Source organism: Maribrevibacterium harenarium (genome assembly GCF_006385675.1).
Lineage (GTDB): Bacteria > Pseudomonadota > Gammaproteobacteria > Pseudomonadales > Marinomonadaceae > Marinomonas > Marinomonas harenarium.
Genome location: NZ_VFRR01000103.1, coordinates 1 through 1954 on the forward strand (window position 1 = coordinate 1; position 1954 = coordinate 1954).

Sequence of the window (1954 nt, forward strand, 5' to 3'; positions counted from 1 at the left end):
GCCTTACGGCGTATTTATAGCAAGATTTCGGTATTAACTATCGTATAAAAACACGTTGTATTCAATGGGTTGAGAGTTTTTCAGGGGCGACTAGATAAAGAGGATAAAGAGGATAAAGAGGATAAAGAGGATAAAGAGGATAAAGAAACAATACGACAACTGAAAACAGATTAAGCAAAAAAAAGCATTAATATAGATAAGCTGTTATGAAATGAAAATCATAACAGCCATATGTTTCTAATCATTAACATGATGGATATTGCATGTAAAATCACTATAAATAGGATCTTCAATTAAATCTGGAAAGATTTCATCTGCAAAAAAATCATCGTCCATGAAAAAATCATTTCGTTTATCATTGAGGCAGCTACTATTAGCATCTTTCATATCAGTAAAGTCGGATTTTGTTTTTCCTGATCCCGCCACATCAATAGCTATTTTGTCATTTTTATCTGAAATTTCAAAAAATCCAAAATAGTAGCCAGACAACATAGACAACAAAAAATAACAAAAACCAAAGACCAAAAACTTAGCATCTAGCCCAAACAATTTAAAAGAAAACAACGCTAAGGAAAACAAAATCGCAATTGTCGCATAAGAAGAAATCTTTTTATCATTGAATGACATTATAGATGATGTTAGCTTTCTTAAAAAAGAATTGCTAATAGAAACGACTATCGAAAAAGCCAAGAAATAAATAATATTAAAATTACTTATTTCCACAACAGGGTATAATTTATTTGCGAAATATATAATCCCACAAAAAACAAAATAGCCTAACCATCCACCGAACATAAAGTTTATATTAAACTTTGAATACTGATAATTGCTCTTAAAAACCATGTACAGAGAATGGAAAAACAAAGGTATCACCAACTCAAGCATCAGTGAGTCACTGATCACTAATGCGTATAATACGGCGTTAAAAAAAAGTACAATAAGTGACGAAAGTAACATCTTATCCGAACTTTCCAGAGGGCGCTCATTGGAGCAATGTGGCACTTGATCGCTACAAGTCCATTTATCTTTTGTATCGATTGACATAACTCACCTCTAAACTTCATTCATTCCCATACTGCCATTATGATAGCTCCACACCCAATCCACCAACTCTTTCCCCGAAATTTACACACCCCATACAAAGAGAACACAAAATTGTTCAATCAATTTTTTGATGTATTTTTGTACATTCTTATACTGGATGTGTGGTTATTTAATCGCCCCAGTAATGTATACATTTCTTAAATATGTCTTATTGTCAGAAATTTCCTACACACCAGTAAGGTTTCTGCCGCTATCCCTATGGAGCGGCTAACTAATTCGGAATTAATTGTCCAACCTGGATAATTTACATCAGCATTCACAATGAAACTAATCAAATATTTCGATATATAACCGTTGCACAACGTTGACAAAAGTTCCATTTCAAGATCATGCGCAACAATATACGCCAAACCATCGATGGACTTACGCATATCAGTCACACCACAGAGCAAAACCACCGGTATAGAGTCAGAGAGACCAAACATAATCACCACCATAGCTAAGACGCTGTGATGGTAGATCAGGTTTCAAGTGTTATGAAGGTGTGGTTTGTCGGATACCTACGTAAAAACTGCGACTGGTAATAGCGAACTAGCTGACCAGTCTTATAACGAAATGGCTGCCTATTATGCAGACGAATCAGGCTTCACGATGGGCGTATTGTGCTGAACAATCCAGAGCGTCAAGAATTAGTAGAAAAGCTTGCTGATCGCCTTGAGTCTGGCGCAGATATCGGCGAGTTTTCCCAGGGTGGGCACTTTGCCTCTATTGCACAATTAAACATGTCCTATGATGACTATATGAACAATAAGGGGATTAGTCGCCCCTGAAAAACTCTCAACCCATTGAATACAACGTGTTTTTATACGATAGTTAATACCGAAATCTTGCTATAAATACGCCGTAAGGC

The 1954-nt window shown here is 35.7% G+C and carries 2 protein-coding genes; one reads left to right on the top strand and one right to left on the bottom strand.

The genetic code is table 11. The features are described 5' to 3' along the window. Positions 1-237 precede the first annotated feature (237 nt). Positions 238-1044, bottom strand: a complete 807-nt coding sequence (locus FJM67_RS17250; RefSeq protein ID WP_140591929.1) for a hypothetical protein — start codon at positions 1042-1044, stop codon at positions 238-240. Positions 1045-1706: 662 nt separating this feature from the next. Here FJM67_RS17250 and FJM67_RS17600 point away from each other — a divergent pair. Continuing rightward, a complete protein-coding gene (locus FJM67_RS17600; protein WP_181161550.1) occupies positions 1707-1874 on the top strand; it encodes a hypothetical protein in 168 nt (55 codons plus the stop codon). Positions 1875-1954 lie beyond the last annotated feature (80 nt).